Origin of the sequence: Ihubacter massiliensis (assembly GCF_024125305.1) — a bacterium.
In the GTDB taxonomy this organism is placed as follows: domain Bacteria; phylum Bacillota; class Clostridia; order Peptostreptococcales; family Anaerovoracaceae; genus Hominibacterium; species Hominibacterium faecale.
Genome location: NZ_JAMXVH010000001.1, coordinates 1,267,805 through 1,285,283 on the forward strand (window position 1 = coordinate 1,267,805; position 17,479 = coordinate 1,285,283).

General features: G+C 42.3%; 15 protein-coding genes. 1 reads left to right on the forward strand and 14 read right to left on the reverse strand.

Annotated elements, in window-relative coordinates:
- Positions 1 to 22: 22 nt before the first annotated feature.
- The 5 genes from NIA71_RS05870 to ahpC form a co-directional block, all read right to left on the reverse strand.
- Positions 23 to 2,851 (reverse strand): hybrid sensor histidine kinase/response regulator, encoded by a 2,829-nt coding sequence (locus NIA71_RS05870; RefSeq protein ID WP_253019892.1) that lies wholly within the window; start codon positions 2,849 to 2,851, stop codon positions 23 to 25.
- Positions 2,852 to 2,864: 13 nt separating this feature from the next.
- Complete coding sequence (locus NIA71_RS05875) at positions 2,865 to 5,660, reverse strand: ATP-binding protein (RefSeq protein WP_253019893.1); 2,796 nt, start codon at positions 5,658 to 5,660, stop codon at positions 2,865 to 2,867.
- A 185-nt stretch (positions 5,661 to 5,845) separates the two neighbouring features.
- Complete coding sequence (locus NIA71_RS05880; protein ID WP_253019894.1) at positions 5,846 to 7,111, reverse strand: MFS transporter; 1,266 nt, start codon at positions 7,109 to 7,111, stop codon at positions 5,846 to 5,848.
- A 4-nt stretch (positions 7,112 to 7,115) separates the two neighbouring features.
- Complete coding sequence (trxB, locus tag NIA71_RS05885; protein ID WP_253019895.1) at positions 7,116 to 8,792, reverse strand: thioredoxin-disulfide reductase; 1,677 nt, start codon at positions 8,790 to 8,792, stop codon at positions 7,116 to 7,118.
- A gap of 92 nt (positions 8,793 to 8,884) precedes the next feature.
- Positions 8,885 to 9,448, reverse strand: a complete 564-nt coding sequence (gene ahpC / locus NIA71_RS05890) for an alkyl hydroperoxide reductase subunit C (RefSeq protein WP_148396439.1) — start codon at positions 9,446 to 9,448, stop codon at positions 8,885 to 8,887.
- 129 nt (positions 9,449 to 9,577) lie between these two features.
- Here ahpC and NIA71_RS05895 point away from each other — a divergent pair, with 129 nt between their 5' ends.
- A complete protein-coding gene (locus NIA71_RS05895; RefSeq protein WP_148396437.1) occupies positions 9,578 to 10,357 on the forward strand; it encodes an SDR family NAD(P)-dependent oxidoreductase in 780 nt (259 codons plus the stop codon).
- 54 nt (positions 10,358 to 10,411) lie between these two features.
- On the opposite strand, the gene NIA71_RS05900 is transcribed toward NIA71_RS05895, so the two are convergent.
- From NIA71_RS05900 to NIA71_RS05940, 9 genes are all read right to left on the reverse strand, one after another.
- Positions 10,412 to 10,843: a desulfoferrodoxin family protein gene (locus NIA71_RS05900; protein ID WP_253019896.1), complete on the reverse strand. Its 432-nt coding sequence runs from the start codon at positions 10,841 to 10,843 to the stop codon at positions 10,412 to 10,414.
- Positions 10,844 to 10,913: 70 nt separating this feature from the next.
- A complete protein-coding gene (locus tag NIA71_RS05905) occupies positions 10,914 to 12,527 on the reverse strand; it encodes a recombinase family protein (RefSeq protein WP_055225116.1) in 1,614 nt (537 codons plus the stop codon).
- A gap of 111 nt (positions 12,528 to 12,638) precedes the next feature.
- Complete coding sequence (locus tag NIA71_RS05910) at positions 12,639 to 12,848, reverse strand: hypothetical protein (protein ID WP_002303258.1); 210 nt, start codon at positions 12,846 to 12,848, stop codon at positions 12,639 to 12,641.
- 986 nt (positions 12,849 to 13,834) lie between these two features.
- Positions 13,835 to 15,049: an XRE family transcriptional regulator gene (locus NIA71_RS05915; RefSeq protein ID WP_009243662.1), complete on the reverse strand. Its 1,215-nt coding sequence runs from the start codon at positions 15,047 to 15,049 to the stop codon at positions 13,835 to 13,837.
- Between the two features lie 416 nt (positions 15,050 to 15,465).
- Positions 15,466 to 15,636: a hypothetical protein gene (locus NIA71_RS05920; RefSeq protein ID WP_180958649.1), complete on the reverse strand. Its 171-nt coding sequence runs from the start codon at positions 15,634 to 15,636 to the stop codon at positions 15,466 to 15,468.
- Positions 15,637 to 15,702: 66 nt separating this feature from the next.
- The gene (locus NIA71_RS05925) at positions 15,703 to 16,182 is read right to left on the reverse strand and encodes an MGMT family protein (protein ID WP_005422089.1); all 480 of its coding nucleotides are present in this window, start codon (positions 16,180 to 16,182) and stop codon (positions 15,703 to 15,705) included.
- An 83-nt stretch (positions 16,183 to 16,265) separates the two neighbouring features.
- Complete coding sequence (locus tag NIA71_RS05930; protein ID WP_367177875.1) at positions 16,266 to 16,601, reverse strand: DUF3795 domain-containing protein; 336 nt, start codon at positions 16,599 to 16,601, stop codon at positions 16,266 to 16,268.
- A gap of 55 nt (positions 16,602 to 16,656) precedes the next feature.
- Positions 16,657 to 16,800, reverse strand: coding sequence for a WxxxWxxW domain-containing protein (locus NIA71_RS05935; protein WP_195609068.1), 144 nt, complete (start codon positions 16,798 to 16,800; stop codon positions 16,657 to 16,659).
- A 313-nt stretch (positions 16,801 to 17,113) separates the two neighbouring features.
- On the reverse strand, positions 17,114 to 17,257 hold the full coding sequence (locus tag NIA71_RS05940) for a helix-turn-helix transcriptional regulator (protein ID WP_367177876.1): 144 nt from the start codon (positions 17,255 to 17,257) through the stop codon (positions 17,114 to 17,116).
- Between the last annotated feature and the right edge of the window lie 222 nt (positions 17,258 to 17,479).

Sequence of the window (17,479 nt, forward strand, 5' to 3'; positions counted from 1 at the left end):
TTGTTCTGTAAAGCATGTACTCTTAGCCCAAATGAATTCCCCGATCCAAGATTGCAATTAGAGTCTCGTAATCAATGGGCTTGGAAACGTGGTCGGTCATTCCTGCCGCAAGAGATTTGGCGATATCTTCAGCAAAAGCATTGGCAGTCAGAGCAATGATAGGAATGCTCCCGGCCTGGGGATGTCCGCACCTGCGAATCTCCCTGGCTGCCGTGTACCCATTCATCACCGGCATCTGAAGGTCCATCAGAATCGCCTGATACGTAGAAGGGGCAGATGAGGAGAAGGTTTCCAGGGCTTTCAAACCATTTTCCACGCCTTCCACGATAAATCCGGCATCGTGCAGAATCGTCTGTGCAATTTCCATATTAAGCGCATTATCCTCAGCCAGCAAAATGCGCATACCCGCTCTCTGTTCCATGCGGGAAGCACTTCTAACGTCATTTCCCATATCCAGAACATCTTGTTTCTTGTCCGCAGGGGTCTGCCCGCTGTCATTCAGCTTCAGATTTACAATGACTGTAAAACAGCTTCCCTTACCTTTTTCACTTTCCACTCGTATATCTCCCTGCATAGCAGAAACGATTCCCTGGGCAATAGACATTCCAAGACCCGTGCCCTGCATGCGACGGACCTGTGGGTCATCAGCCCGGGAAAAGGGCAGAAAAACGTGTTCCAAGAAGTCTTTATCCATTCCAATCCCCGTATCTTCCACCGAAAAGATAAAGCGTCCGCCCCCCTGAGCAGGAGCGGCCGTTTCTTTTACCGTTACCTTGATGTTGCCGCCGGGTTTGGTATATTTGACTGCATTATCGATTAGGTTAATCAATACCTGGCGGAGGCGCCCGGCGTCACCCAGCAGCCGGTCATGAACCACCTGCTCTTTCTGAAATTCGATGTTTTGATTTTTCGATTGTGCCTCAGACCGGGTGATAGCGGCTAATGTTTCCATCCATTCCGTAAGGGAAAACGGCTCCTCTGATAGATCCAGCTTTCCTTTTTCAATCCTGGACATGTCGAGAATTTCATTGATCAAGCCGAGTAGATATTTACTGGAAACAGCGATCTTAGTCAAACATTCCCGAACTTTTTCCGGATCGTGTATCTGAGTAGATGCAATACTGGCCATACCCATAATCGCGTTCATAGGCGTACGAATATCGTGGGACATCTGCGCTAAAAAATTGCTTTTGGCCTCATTTGCATTCTGGGCTGTTTCATAGGCAGCGCGCAACGCTTTTCGATTCTGCTCTTCCTGCTCCTTTTCCTCTTCCACGCTGTGGGATGCCATGATAATTTTTTCCGGGACACCGTTTCTGCTTTCGGCTAGGATAATATGAATCCGCATCCATCCATAAAATCCTCCGTAATCTCTTTGAAATTCCACAGAATAAATGGTCTCGCCGCTGCGGATTCGACGACTGATCTCCTCAGCAGAAAGATTTTTCATAAACGCCGCCTGGTCTTCTTTGCGAATAAAGGATTGGGCGCAGGTCCGTATCAATTCGTGATAATCGTTTCTCTGTCCCATTCGGGCGCTCAAATCTTTAAGCCAGTTGTATGACTGGAAGGTCTGCTCGACCAAGTCAATATAAAAGACCGAATGATAAAAAGAGGTTAATCCCCGTATGATATTCTGGTATTCAAAATAAAGCTTTTGTTTCTGTTCTTCCTCCAGTTCTTTGATTTTTTGTTCATTAATATTCATATTGGCGAACACAACCTTAGTAACCTGCCCATCTTTCAGTTCCGCCACACTGAACCGAGCACGCACCCACTCGACCCGATCTGGATAGAGGCGGCGGAAATCCACATCGTATACCGGCTGTTCGTGTGATAACGTCTGCCGAAGGAACTGCGGCGTACCGGCCCTGCGCATTTTCTCTTGATCTTCCTCCACCACATAATGGTCTACGAATTTACTATAGTATGTATCAAGACTGCCTTTGGGAAACTCCTGCTGCCGGGCGATCATTTCTTCCTGCCAGATGGGCTCTTCAGTATTCTTTTCCAGATCGAACAGATAGATGGAATAGTAGCACTGGCAGAGATTGGTGAGAACTTCTTCCCGTCTTTTCGCTTCTTGTTTATCGTCCACATTACGCACAGTAATCAGCAGGCGTCCCTCCAGCTCCTGTTGAATCCGGGCGGAATAATAAGTATAATAATGCAGCTGGCCCATATCGTCGCAGAGCCGGAAGGTGCCGTCCATATATGCCTTATCTTCATATGTGGAAATATCCAGCAGCCTGTCGAAAATCGCTTTATCCTCTGCCGGCATTTTCTGTATCATCTGCTGATAGAAATTCCGGAAGGCACCTTGGCTATCTAATTTGAGAACACTTCCTGAGTAATGAATACATTTATATTCTGTTTTTGGAAAATCAATGCTGATCACCAGTGTATAAATTTGTGAAATTGCCATTTGCGCAGCAGTTAAAACCGTATCGTACTCATGTTTGAGCATGACTGTGTTGGTAATATTCTGATGATATCCCCGCAGACAGGTTCCCTTTTGAAAATTTTCGTCCTTTGCTCCGCCGCAGCGAATAAAAATCCTGCCCCACTTGGGATGAAACCAGGGGTACTGGACCTCTGCATGCTCACTCTGGGAAATTTTTTCTACTGCCGCTTGAATTATGGGACGGTAAGGAGGTTCGATTCGTTCATACCAAAACTGGTAGCATTCTTCCGGCGTTAAAGGATTTTCCAGCCCCAGAAGCTCCTCCATTACAGGATCCGCATACAAACGAGGCGCCTTTGCGTATTCCAGTTCGATGACCCACAGTCCGGTCTGGGCCTGCATCAGCACTTCCTGTACTTTTTCTGTATCCTTGAAACGATCTAACATGTTTCTGCTCCTATCATTCTGTGCCTTCTGTTGTACACGCAAGTAAGGTTTCAATCAGTTGATCCGCCTCGAAAGGCTTGGCGATAAATCGGTCCATTCCGGCAGCAAGTGCCTTTTCTCTATCCTCTCGAAAGCTGTTAGCCGTCATGGCGATAATCGCAACCTTCTTTGCATCCTTCCGGTTAAGTCTTCGAATTTCAAATGAGGCATCCAGACCGTTCATAATCGGCATTTGCACATCCATCAGAATCGCCTGGTAATAACCTTGCTGAGAATCCTTAAACATCTCAACTGCCTTTTGTCCATCGGAAGCCCAATCCACCTGAGCGCCTTCCAGTTCCAGCAGGGAAATCGCAATCTCAGCATTAAGATCATTATCCTCTGCTAAAAGAAAATGCATTTCGGACAGCCGTTTTCCCGATTTCATATGATTCGTGTTTTTGCACCCGGTCTGAATATCGTCCGCAAGGGGCAAATCCAAGGTAAAGAAAAAATCTGAACCTGTTCCAGGCCGACTGCTGACCTCTAAGGATCCTCCCATTAAACGCACCAGATTACTGCTGATTGCCAGTCCCAAACCAGTTCCCTGTACCCGATACTCGTTCTGATTGAGCTGTTCAAAGGAACCAAAAATCCGTTCCAGATCGTCTTCGTGAATCCCAATTCCAGTGTCCTTTACCCGAAACTCCAGGCTGGCATGGGTTTGGTTTCGGCTTTTTTCCTCAACTGAACACTGAATGGTACCGCCTTCAGGGGTAAACTTGCAGGCATTGGATAAAAGATTTACTAAAACCTGAGCCAGCCTGGTTTCATCTCCAATAAAGCCGTCTTTGCTCCAAGCTTTGCTAAATGAAAGTTCCAGAGATTTTTCTTCTGCCTGCAAGGTAAAGATGTCCTCGATCTGCCGGATAAGCTTGTTTAAAGAAAACGGCTCGCTTTGTATAACCATTTTATCGCTTTGCAGTTTGGACATGTCAAGAATATCGTTTACCAGAGAAAGGAGAAATTTGGCCGACGTGTCAATCTTATTCAAATTGCTGCCCACATCTTCAGGTGTACCGTCCATTTTTTTAGTAAGAGAGGTCAGCCCGATGATCGCGTTCATTGGGGTTCGAATCTCATGAGACATGCGCGAAAGGAAATCTGATTTTGCTTTTGCCATTTCCTCTGCCTTTTCCAGTTTCAATGCCATCGCTTTGCTCTTCAAACTGAGGCGTCCTATGGTAAAGAATACCAAGACCAGCAAAATGATAAAGGCAATCAGGAAGACAATAACTGCACCTATATGTGAATAGAGCATTGCTTTTAAGTTCGGTTTACTGATCTGTGAGGATATTAAATTCTGCTGTATAATTCCTTCAATTTCTTTTTTACTCAAACTATTGATGGCTTTATTGAGAATCGAATATAGATTCACATCGAAATCGCTGCTTAAGGCCATGGAAATCTGCATCTGCTCATTTCCCGCCGCACTCGGCGTTACATTGGCGTAATAATTGCTGGTAAACAGAGATTCCAGGAGAGCGGAGGGGATCTCCATATAATCCGCGTCTCCTGCGTCTATAGCTTTAAGGCAGTCAGCAAATGTGGGATAAAACGCCACTTTGTGGTTCTGTTCACCATTGGGTACTGCCATATCTTCTGGTACGGCTATGGTTAAATTTTTATCAGACAGCTCTGATTGTCTGTTTCTGATTATAACGGTATTCAACTGGGCGTATTTTTTTGTAAGGACCACTTGCTGTATATCTGCCTGATAAGCATCATTCAGATAGCTGCCCATGATATCCGCTTTTCCGTCCTTGATCTTTCCCAAAGCATCTGAATAGGAGTTGGCATAAACGTATTCAAATTTCAGCCCTGTTTGTTTCTGAATCAAGTTTAAAACATCCGGCACAATACCTTTCAGCGTTTTATTCTGACGATATGTAAGCGGGTATCCCTCTTTGATTATGGCTACTCGAACAGTCCCACTCTCTTTTATATAATTGCGATCCGATTCTGAAAAATGAATTGAATTGGTGTATGTATTCGATACATATTTATCATATAACTCCAGCGCCATATTGGGATCCGCTTCATAAATCTTCTCAATGGCCTGGCTCAGTTCTGAACATATTTCTGAAGAACCGGCTTTTGTTACGATATAATATGATTCCGCAGTAAACTTTGCGCAAACATCATATGCCGCATCTAAATTTTCTAAATTTGCATCGCTGCTCAGCATCAAATCCGCCTCTCCATTATCAAGGCAGCTTTCATACGCTTTTACATCTTTGTATTTTTTGATTTTGCAATTCAATTGATTAGATTCAAGAAATACCTTTAAGCGTTCGATTTTACTTTTTGCATTCTGAAAAACACCGATTGTTTTACCATTCAATGTCGAGATATCAAAACTTTTAACCTCAGGGTCATTTTCTCTGCTGATCAGAAGGCAATAGCTTGATCCGACCGCATATTTAGGATACTCAAAAAACGACTCATATTCCTTCTGATAGAACATGCCTCCCATTAAGTCGTATTTACCCTCCATCATCCCAGACAGCATTGTTTCCACGTCGCCAGTCACAAATTCATATTTCCAGCCGGTGTATTTGGCGATTTCCATAAGCCAATCATAAACAAGGCCTCCATAAGTACCATCCTCGTTTACTTCTTGGAGGCCTTTCGTCTCTGGAAAGGCAACGGTCAGGACCTGCTGGGGATCCTTTTCTCCCTTTTCATCTGCATATATGTTAGAGGCTGTTAGTGTGCATAAAATCATTGCGATTAAAAATATAGAACTTATTCTTTTCCACTTTTTCATATGAGATTCTCCATTGCTCACAGAAATGCAGCTCTTACCAGCTTCGGTTATGATCTCTGCGCCGCACTATTTTCTTTCGTTCGTTCTATTATATGTTAAATCCTTGAAGAAGGCAACAAGTGCAGCGCCATTTCGCGCCCCATTTCTTTTCAAGCCCCGGCAAGTGGCTGGACGGGGTTTCTTTATCATTTCCTCCAGCCCGGACAGCCTTCTATTGTGCAGCGTTTTCTCCAGCCCAAACCAATGCAGAAAGCAGCCGCAATAAGCAGCGCCAATATCCCAAAGAGCACAAAGACATAGCTTTTGGTCAGATCATAAATAAAACCATAGGCTGGGATGAGGATGATGGATGCAAGGGGCGCCCCCATGGAGACTTTGGCATAGATTTTTTCATAATCCTTTTGTCCATAAAATTGAATCGTCAAAATTGGCGCCAATACCATAATCCCGGAGCTGACCAGCCCATGAAGAAAAGTCGCGGTGCCAAAGACGAAAAACCCCGCCGAACTGATAAAAAAAGCTCCCACAGCCGCAATCCCGATGCCAATCAGCCCATAGCAAGTTTTTAGGCTTCCAATTCGGTCGCTGATCATTCCAATGGCAATCGAACCGATGGCGCTGCCTACTGATGCAAACGCTAAAGCAGTACCAGTCGCTTTTACCGAATAGCCTAGGACCGATCCATAGATGGGGATATGTTGTGTAAAAACGCCTGCGCCAGTTATCGCAATCATAAAAAAGAGCAGCAGGTAAAAAGATGCGGAGCGAAGCGCCGTGTTTTCAGTAATCGCCAGCTCTTCAGCTTTCTTTTGGGGCAGACTTTCTTGATTTTTTGTTTCCCCGTAAGGCTGCGTTCCTTGGTCTTCGGGCCGATTGCGCAGCAGCAGCAAAGACACAAAAAAGAGGATCAGAAAGGATCCGCCGCCGACCATAAAGTAGGCATCCCGCCAGCCGCTTACCTGAATCAGTCCGGAGGTAAACGGCTGAAGAACTGCACCAAACAAGCCAACGAAAGCCATCTGTAATCCCAGCATAGTACCCGCTTTTTTTGCAAACCATCGATTAATCAAAATTGGGCCGAGTAAATTAACGATCAAGGCGGCTCCCATTGCGTAAGGAATTGCCAGCACATACCACCCATACACGGTTTTCATAAGACCGAATCCGGCAAAGGAAAGAGCTTGCAGGGCAGCTCCGGCAGCGGCCATTTTACGCACATCATACTTGTTAATCAATTTTCCCGCCGCAGGAAGCCAAATTACCATTACTACAGATGTAATACTCAAATAAACGGATAAGCTGCCGATTCCGGTACCGATTTCGGCAGCAGCAGGAGCTAGAAATAGGCTGGAGGTCATGTTGAGTCCGCCGCCCGCAAACCCTCGTATAAGGATAACACCAACCAGCACCAACCAGGCATAATGCATGTGTTTCTTTATTATTGATCCCATACCCTCACTCACCTTTTTCAATTAACGCCAGAATTTCTTCTTTTGTTTTTGGGCCGAATGTTGGTTTTTGTCCATTCACGATCAACGCCGGAACGCTCATCAAATTCCACTCTTTTTTCATTTCCGGAAATAGTCCAATATCGATCATCTCAGCTTCAATTTTGCTACAGATCGCAGCTAAATGCTGGGCAGCAGCCACTACCTCCGGACAGAAATGACACGAGAGAGAGACGCATATCTGAAGATGCACCTCCTTTTGAATCCTCTGTGCCCGCTCGATCAGCTCTCCGCTGATTTCCTGGCCGGGCCCCGCCAAGTTATAGATCGCCAGGATAAAGGAATTAAATTCATGTCCGCCGGGAATTCCGCTGAATTTGATTCCTGTATAGGCACCCTCGCTGTCGAGAAAAGCTGCTGTCGGTACTCGTTCAAACCCAATTGCTTTTTCAACCTGTAGATTTTCTCCCCTTTGGTAGACTTGCAGATTGATATGAGAGCTGAGGTTTGCGATATTTTTTAAGAAATCGGTAAGTTCTTTTGATTTTTCATTTGTTTCATCGAATATGGTTACAATCGTTATGTCTCGATTCAGCTTTTCAAAAACAGTCAATACTTGTGCACGAACTTCCGGTTCCAGACCACCTTGATTTTCCGTCTGATCAGCAGCGGCCGGACGCTCTTTTGTTTCCTGCTTACCTATAGCCGTATGGGTATATTCTTCCTCAATTCCGTATTTCTCTTTTATTTTTAGGATATATTTTTCGGCCTGAGTCGCTGCTACCGCGCCGTCCGCAGTTGCCGTAACCAGCTGCCGCAAAAGTTTGGGGCGCACATCTCCCGCGGCAAAAACGCCGTCTTCGCTGGTCTGCATGGTTTCATCTGTAAGAATATACCCTTCCTGGTCCAGCTGAATTTGGTTTTTAAACAGCTGCGCATCAGGTTCATAACCAATAAAAACAAAGACGCCGAATGTTCCGTCCTCTTCCGAAGCCTTATACTCTGTTACTTCACCGGTCTTATTGTTTTTTAAGACTGCTCCTTCCAGCAGCTCTTGCCCGTATACTTTAAGCAATTCCGTATGAAAGCGCACCTCGATCTTTGGGTGAGATAGCACTTTATCAGCAATGGATTTCGCACAGCGAAATTGATCTTTTCGCACGAGGACTGTAACTTTTTTGCCGAATCTGGTCAAATAAAGGGCTTCCTCGGCAGCACTATACCCTCCTCCGACTACAAAAATATCCTTGCCTTCAAAGAACATGCCGTCGCAGGTCGCGCAATAGCCTACGCCTCTGCCTTTAAACGCTTCTTCTCCCTCAAATCCCAGTTTTCTTGGATTGGCGCCTGTTGCCAGGATTACGGCCCAGCTCACAAAAGTTCCTGCGTCTGTTTCCACCTCTTTCTGTTCGTCCTTCAAATTAATCTTGCGCACCTGGCTTTGAAGAAATTCCGTTCCAAAGGATTTGGCCTGCTCAAGCATAGTTGCCATCAATTTCGGTCCGGTTGTTGTCTTCAAACCCGGGTAATTAGCGATCTCATCTGTGGTAGCCGCCTGGCCGCCCGCCTGCCGGTTTTCTATAATCAGGGTTCTCAGCTTAGCCCTGCCTGCATAAATACCAGCGGTCAAACCGGCGCAGCCGCCGCCAAGAATAATTAAGTCATAACTGTTTTTATTACGCATAGTTTCACTCCTTTTCCCATTTTAAAAGCAATAAATGCTGCAAAACAGCTGGAAACCAGTCATTTTGCAGCATCCTTCTATCTCATTGCACCTTAAAGCTTGCCTACTAAATCCAGGCTTGGAGACAGGGTCTGCTCACCAGGCTTCCATTTAGCAGGACAGACCTGATCGCCGTGTTCAGCTACAAATTGAGCAGCCTGCACTTTGCGCAGCAATTCCTCAGCATCTCTGCCAATGCTGTTGTCATTGACTTCATAAGCTTTTATTTCTCCCTGGGGATTGACGATAAAGGTTCCCCGAAGAGCCAGCCCTTCCTCTTCAATCAGCACTTCAAACATTCGTGCCAGTATTGCCGTCGGATCAGCCAGCATCGGATACTGAATTTTTTTGATGGTATCAGAGGTATCCGCCCATGCTTTGTGTACAAAATGGGTGTCTGTAGAAACAGAATAAACCTCACAGCCAATGTTTTTAAAATCCTGATAATGATCGGCCAAATCCCCTAGTTCTGTCGGACAAACAAAAGTGAAATCTGCAGGATAGAATACAAATACCGACCAATGGCCCTCAAGGCTCTGTCTGGTAACCTGAGTAAATTCACCGTTGTGATACGCATTAACTTTGAATTCATCCAATTGTTTATTAATTAGTGACATAAAAAACCTCCTTCATGATTTATTTATCTTTAGTATTCTTTATGGAAGAAAATTTATTCTGCCGCAGGCATAAAGAACTGTTTTTTATCTCATACTAAAAACTATCAACGACCAGGATGGTGAAAATACATGAAATGTTTTGAAAATAAAATTGCATTAGTAACATCTTCCACAAAGGGAATCGGGCTGGCCTGCGCACTCAAGCTGGCACGGGGCGGCGCTCATGTCTATATGGGTGTAAGAAGGCCGGATGCCGCGGAAGAGATTTGCGTCCAGCACCCTGAATATCAAATGACTCCAGTCTTTTTCGACGGCACGCAAACGGATAGTTATGAAACGATGATCGAAGAAATCATAAAAAAATCAGAACGCATTGACATCCTGATCAACAATTTTGGAGTGGGCCGTCCAGCTGTGGATTTGGACCTAGTAAACGGCAGCGAAGAAGCTTTTTTTGATCTGCTGCATCTCAATCTGGGAAGCGTTTATCGTCTTTGCAAGCTCACCATTCCCCATATGATCAAAAGCGGCGGCGGCAATATCGTCAATATTTCCTCCATCGGCGGCCTCATTGCCGATATAACCAGAATCGGCTACGGAGTTTCGAAAGCTGCGATTAATAACATCACACAGCAAATTGCACTGCAATATGCCCGCAATAATATTCGATGCAATGCAGTACTCCCCGGGCTGACCGCAACTGAGGCGGCCATGAAAAACATGCCCGAAGATTTTTTAAAATCGTTTCTATCTCATGTTCCCCTCGGCCGTATGGCAAACCCGGAGGATATCGCAGATGCGGCGGCATTTTTCGCTTGCGATGCATCTTCTTATATAACTGGCCATATCCTGGATGTGGCAGGCGGGTACGGGCTGGGAACACCCCAATATGCGGACAGCCGCTCTTAAAAAAGTTCAATTCTGCGATTGAAGCGGCTATCGTCTAGTATATACAAGCTAAGATCAAATCTTTGTTTTAAACAAGCCGTGTTTATTGCAGTATCCGTATACTACACTTTTTCCTCTCATTTGAAAGCGACCTTCTGCAGCCTGCTCAGGATAAAGCTTTATCATTTGCAGATATCCGGCAGAATTAATCGAAGCCAGAAAGGAGATGTAATGATCCTTTGTCATGGGATGATCGATCGAGAGGTATAATTCACCGTCTATTTGTTCGGCTTGAATGTTATGAACCTCGTCTATTTCCTCTGCTTCCAAAGGCGGAAGCGTTATGCCGCAGCAGCTGTAAACACCTTCTCCCAGCGCATGAATCACGTTTCCGCACAAGGGACAGACATAAAAACGGGCGCGCAGCAGATTTGCAGCCGCATTGCGATTGATAATCTGTTCTCCGGATAAAAGCTCCGCCACCGAAACCTGCAGTTCTTTTGCCAATGGTTCCACCATACTGACATCGGGAAGCCCTTTACCAGTTTCCCTTAGTTAAAGATATGACCCCTCATTATCAGTCTACTTTTCCAATAAATCGGTAGTATATCTCTATTTCCTGTATTCTTTCGTTATCCTCATTCGTTGTTGCTTCGTGAATAAGGATTTTTTCTATCATTGCATTTAACAACGGTGCTGTCAGTTCCTTTGGTACGGAATACTCCTTAATTAACTCAATCCACTTTTCAGCACCTATCATATCCTGTTCCATTTTACTTAATTCTTCTCTTAGGTTGGTTATCTGCTGTTCCAGTTCTATCTGTTCTTTTTGATATTTCCCCGACAGCATGATGAAGTTTCGTTCCGTTATCTTCTCACAGGCTCTATCTTCATACATTTTCGTAAACAAGCGGTCAATCTCATTTTGTCGGTTCTCGGCTTTCTTCAAGGCACTTGCCTTTTTCTTCTTTTCCCGTATTCGCTCTGCATTCCCAGCCTTTTGTATCTTATTCAACACCTTTTCTTCGTCCTGCTGTACTGCCTTAGCCCAATACTGCAATCGTTCCAATACGGCTTGATACAACACATCATAACGGATATAGTGCATAGAACAAGTACCTTTGCCAAACTGTCCGTAGTAACTGCAAGCATAATAACTGTATGGCGTTTTATTTGCCTTATTTGTCGCAAACCGCATAGACCAGCCACAATCCGCACACTTGACAAGCCCTGCAAATATCGGCGTTGCTTTTTCCTTTGTCTGTCTACGCCTTGATTTTATCTGTTCCTGCACACGATAGAACACTTCTTTGTCAATAATCGGTTCGTGGGTATTTTCTACTCGAAACCATTCACTTTCGGGCTTACGAACTTTTTTCTTGCTCTTGAATGAAACTGTTGATTGTCGATTATGAACGCTGTTTCCGATATAGACTTCACTTTTTAAAATTGCCTTGACATGAGCAATCGTCCACTCATAACGCTTGCTTTCGGGCTTTCCCTCAAAGATATGTGCAAAAGTACCGTACCTTGTGAAATTCAGCCAAGACGCTGTCGGAACTTTTTCTTCTCGCAGTACCTTTGTGATTTTTGCACTACCGTAACCTTGATAGGCTAGGGAGAAGATTTTTTCAACAATCCATTTTGTTTCCTCATCAACCAGCAGTTTTCCTTTGATGTCGGGGTGTTTCTTATATCCTAACGGAGCATAAGCCCCATAATACGCACCCTCTGCAAATTTTGTCTTAAATGCCGATTTCACTTTACGGCTTGTATCTCTTGCCACCCATTCATTGATGATATTTTTAAATGGTGCAATCTCACTTTCGCCTTTTTCGCTGTCTACCCCGTCGTCAATCGCTATGTAACGGACATTATGGCTGGGAAAATACAATTCTGTATATTGTCCTGTCATAATATAATTTCTGCCAAGTCGGGAAAGGTCTTTCGTTACAACACAGTTGATTTTTCCTGCCTCTATATCTTCAATCATTCTTTGAAAACTCGGTCTTTCAAAATTTGTTCCCGACCAGCCGTCATCAATATACTCATCAATCACATTCAAATGATGTTCTTTTGCATATAAACGCAACATACTTCTTTGTGTGGTAATGCTGGAACTTTCGCCCTGTAATTCATCATCTCGGCTTAACCTAAGATAAAGTGCAGTATTGTAAATCTGTTGTTTCATTGTCAGTTATCCTCCTTTATAACTAACCCATGTTTACAATACCTGCTTGCAAGTAAAGTATAACACGGGTACTTTTTGTCATTCAATCTATTTCTTACAACTGCACTGATTTTATGCGATTGTCTGCTTTGCTTTTTCCAGCATGACATCAGTTAGAAGTTCTTCCATTGTTTTGCCCTTTTCGGAAAAATGCTCTTTTACTACAATCTTTGTCTTTCCTCTGTTGCCAATGCCACACTTGCCATTTTTCTTTTGAATTGTTTTTACAGCATTATCAATAACACATACCCCCTTTCTGTAAAATCTTTCTAAGCAATTCAACGGCTTTTGTCATAGCCCACAGGAGTTCCACCTCTGCATAGTTCTTATGTAGCCGTACCCATTGCGTGCGACGCTCTGAACGCTCAAGCTGTGGCTGTACGGGAGTATCATTATCTGACAGTACAGGTCATGGCGATAAAAGAGGACAAATCTTTTATAAGAACACAAATAGGTTTTCGCTCGCTCTTGCAGGGGAAAGGTCGTGGCGTATTTGTTTCAACGGCTCGCTGTCTGTCAAACGTATTGAATTGCTTTATTCAGTTGTCAAAGAACACGAAAGAAGAAAATCATCTTTCCTATATACCGCGTTGGAAAAGAGGGGAAACGTAACCAAAATCCAAAACTTTTTCCGTTATTAGTACAAATGGAACGGTTCATTTTGGCAATCAACGGTTGATTTTCTCCTTTTTCACTACTATCTGTACAGCAAACGTCCATTTGCTAAGTTGAAATGGAAAAATTTTAACTTCTTTTCTTGCACCATATAGGGATAGACATTGTCATTTTGCTAAGTTAATGACGAAAAAAGATTATTTTTCTTTTCACACCCTAACTACCCAAACCATACCGTTACTGCCAACAATAGAATGAAATATTTTCTTTGCACCATATAGGGAACGGAAACCTTAAATTGTTAAGTTTAGAATAAAGTATTTTCCTCTTTTCACATCAACACTCAACTGCTAATGCCTGTTTGAATACAAAATGATGATGCTTTTCTTCTTTTCATAGAACACTGTCCACTAATCACGAATTTCCGTCATTTTTTCAAAACTTTTTTCTTCTTTCACTTCATATAGGGACAGCAAGCCCCGATTTAATGACCTATTTTCAAAAAAAGTTTAGATTTCCTTTTCTCGCACCATATCTGTACGCAAGTAGCCGTTTTGTTGCAGATTTAATAAAAAATTTATTTTTCTTCTTTCACTTCACATAGGGAATGAAAACAGCTCTTTGCTGACTAAATCTGAAATTTTTCAATTACATTAAAAAATACCGTCATTCTCTTGTGGAACAGCGGTATCTATACGTTCTTCTATGGTTGATTTCTCTAATTGTAATAAATGTTTATGCTTGTCTTTAAGTTCTGCCTGCTCAATCATATCTTTCAGTATCGTTGTATGATTTTCTCTGTCTAATGCCTGTACCATTTTTATTGTTGGTGCAACTTGTCTTTGTAGCCAATGCAACGCTTTTTGTAAAGTGTAAGGCTCTGGCTTTGTGGTTAAGCGTATCGGCTCTCTGTTTTCCCCTACAAACCATGCCCAATCATCATTTGTTATCCATTGACTTTTTGGCTTGTCGTCCTCTCTGTCAACAAAGCGGACATAATGATTGATGATAGAAAAAGCGGTGCGTTCAGCGTCCCGATAGGTCAGTAAATCTACAACCGCATAATAGGCTCGTTCATTCTTCATGCGTATTTCAAAACGGTTCTTAATCTCCGTATCTTCAATTTCTGTGCCATTCTTGACATACTGCTCATAATTTTTCTGATAAGCACACATATATAATTCGCTACTTGTTGAACCGAGATATAAGGTTTCTCCTGTATTCTTTGGTAAATCGCTACCGCATTTTTCTGTACCGCTGTAATCTTTCTGCATACGAAAATAGGAAACACATTCGCCAGCCTTGTATTTTTCCTTTAACTTTGGAATATCCAATATTCCTGCTCGGTCATTGATAGCCAAATCAAGCCGTTTCATCACACCACCAGCCGTCATACAATCCAGCATGAAGTCATACCATGAGCGTTCCTGTGCCAGCAGATAACATTCCATTTGCCGACAGCCTTTGCCTTTCAGTTCCAATAAAACACCTAAATGCTCCTGCATGGAACACATGATATTGATGTCGCCAAGTACATATTTGCTTTCATATCCGTATTTTCCATAATCTTCATAAAGCATATAATCAGATTTCAGTTGTAATACATCACGGATAATCGCCAATGCGTCCGTAGTAGGAAAGCGGACACGAAAGTAATCAATCAATAAGAATAGTGGTTCTTGCGGATTGAAACGCTCAATCTGTTTTTCTATGACTTCTCTTAATTCGTCATTCAATGGCTGTTTCCCTTTTTCAATGCGGTTGTAATATTCACGGCTGATACCACAGGCAACAGCAAGCCTTGTTTGTGTTACTCCGTATTCCTCACGCTTTTGTCTTAGTTCTTCAATAAAGTTTTTATCATTCATTCTAAAATTCCTCCAATCAAAAAAGCAACTACCGTATTTGATAATTGCCTATACTTAAATTTCTGCAAAAGAAAAAGACAATCAATTTCTCGTTTGAAATCAACTGTCTTTCCTATGTCTTGTTCAATTTTCCCAAGTGATAATGGCATAATTTATATCACACCATGTAAAATGCAGTTTCGCCTTGTAAATACAGCGTTTTCCGCTTGTTAATGTATATTGACTCTTGTTTTTTGTGCCCCCCTTGTTAGATAACGGGGGCTTGATGTTCGCTCGCAAGCTCGCTCACAGATGAAGTGAACCAGCCACTTGCAAGCATGGCGGAAAAATCTTGGGGATTTTCCCGCCACCATGTCTGGATCACTCCGTCTTTGTAAGAGATTTTAGGTCATCTTCCACATAAACTGGGGTTGTACTTATTTATCATTTTTCAAATGTGTAGTTGATAAAAGTAAAAAAGAAATACCTAATAATAAAAATATTATTGCTGAGGCAGTATTCTTATCCATAAATTTCATTATTGACACTATAAAGAAACATATTGAGGCAAATAAAAAACATATAAACCTAATTTTATCTTTTTCCATAATTTTTCCACCTTTTTAACTGCTAATTATATAAAACTCTTTTCCTCTTTGCAAACTGGGATTTACCTATTTCAAATCAAAGAGAGAATTTTCATAGTCCTTTACATAGTACCGTACATTTTTCCGCCCTTTTTGAATAATGGTGTGTCCTTCTGCTTCTAATTTTTCTTTTTGTGCTTCAATACCATTTGGATATTTAGCATTTAGTTCTCCGTTCGCTTTCAATGTTCTCCAATAAGGCGTTTCATCTTCTGAACGCTGATAACTCGCCCATGCCACAATAGAAACAAAAATTCCTGCTGTAATCGGTTCTGTAAAATCTGCACCACTTAACTCCGCAAAGTATTCTCGTATTTTCCCGACGGTAATCACTTTACCATACGGAATTTTTTTCATTACTTTGTCATAGTCGATTGGCGGTGCAAAATACATTTTACTTCCACCATATTTTTCAATGCTTTTCTGGTCTGTAATGATTTGAAATTTTGGCATATCCTTATTATCGTGCAACATAGCATTAAAATCTTTTTTATCTTCGTTTGCCATTTCTGCCACCTCCTACTTTAAGGATAATCTGTTTGGCATTCCTATGCAATGAGGCTGTTTGAAAAAACTTGACAACTTCAAATTTATCCTTTCAAGTTTTTCAAAGCAGACGGATTATTCTCATGGATTGCCCTAACAGTAGGACAATTTTCTAAATTTGAACAGTTGGCACAACTAGTAACACCTTTTTTCATTGCACACTGGCGAATACCACAGATACTATCACAAAATACGGTTTTAAGTCCGTCCACACGACAACCTTGACAGTTAATGTGCTCTGGAAGAATAGGAGCATTATTTAATTCAGCCCATAGTTTTGCAGTTTTTTCTCGCAATTTTTGATCGTCATTGATTGTTGCAATATATGCGTCGCATTTTTCACAATCTAGTCCACAATATGCAATCATTTTTTTCATCATCGTTATGTACCTCCACAACTTCAAATTTATTGCTCTCTATATAAACTGGAATTGTCTATTTGACGATAAATCTATAAAGTGCATAGGCAATCCATATAATCCAAGAATAAGCCCATAAATCAAAGAGAATACTTACTGCTAAATAAAAGATAGCAACAATGATTGCTATTATCCAATTTTTCTTTTTAGTTTTTTCCACAATCGACCACCTCCGCATCTTCCAATTTATCTTTATGTACATTATATCATACCCCTTCAATATCGTCATTTCTTTTCTGCTTTTGAAAAGCTACTTATCCGTCTATGATTTGTAAAGGGTGCTAAAGCATTGCTTACGCAACAAGCCCTTGACAACCCACAGACTAATAAGTTTTAGGACAATCAAGCAGAAATGAAATAGCCTGCTGTTTCACTACATAGAAAAAGAGATACCAACACGTTTATGTAGTATCTCTTAGCTTACTTAGTAGCGACATTCTTCTATTTGCAAGCAGGTAAACACAGGTTATTTCTCAATATCCTTTTGTTTGGGAAACTCCCGTTTCCCACTTGGAAATGGTCTTGTCGCTGACAGACAGACGCTCTGCCAGCTGCTTTTGTGTATAGCGCTTCTTTTCTCTCAGAATTCGGATTGTACTACCTGTAATATAATTCATTGTAATTTACTCCTTTACTGTTTGTTAAAAACAGCATATCCGAACTGGCCTTCTTTTACAACCTACGCTCCGTAGACTGTACCTGTCAGAGCAATAAGCATACACAGCAGCAAAGAGTATGTAAGTTGTAAGATAACCATTGGCCACAAAAAGGAAAATAAAGTTAAATTCGGACCCGATCCGCCATTGACGGTTCCAGGTCCGAAGATTCTCATAGGGCAT